Here is a 565-nt window from a genome sequence, read left to right on the forward strand (position 1 = left end):
CGATCCCGCCGCGCGGCGCGACGTCCAGGCCGCACTGAGTTGCCAGTTTGTCGCGTGGACGAATACCGGTAGAGAAGACGATGAAATCAACTTCCAGTTCGCTACCGTCGGCAAAACGCATGGTTTTGCGCGCTTCGGTGCCTTCCTGGACGATCTCTTTAGTGTTTTTGCTGGTGTGCACACGCACGCCCATGCTTTCAATTTTGCGACGTAACTGCTCGCCACCCATCTGATCNATGATCCAGCTGTTCAGCCATCAGCATCGGGGCGAATTCAATGACGTGAGTTTCAACGCCGAGGTTTTTCAGGGCACCAGCGGCTTCCAGACCCAGCAGGCCGCCACCGACAACGGCGCCGCGTTTGCTACGGCGCGCGCAAGATTCAATGGCGTTGAGGTCTTCAATGGTACGGTAAACGAAGCAGTCCTGGGTTTCCGAACCTTTAATCGGTGGGATCCACGGGTAAGAGCCCGTCGCCATGATCAGCTTATCGTAATAGACCGTACGACCTGCGCTGGAGTGGATCACCTTCTCCTGGCGGTTGATGGTAATTGCGCGTTCGCCCA

The 565-nt window shown here is 56.7% G+C and carries 1 pseudogene; it reads right to left on the bottom strand.

Annotated features, from left to right (window positions below):
* Nucleotides 1–565: pseudogene (locus tag FDX22_RS15635) on the bottom strand (FAD-dependent oxidoreductase); the annotation flags it as partial.

Source organism: Citrobacter sp. TBCS-14 (assembly GCF_005280805.1).
GTDB lineage: Bacteria > Pseudomonadota > Gammaproteobacteria > Enterobacterales > Enterobacteriaceae > Citrobacter > Citrobacter gillenii.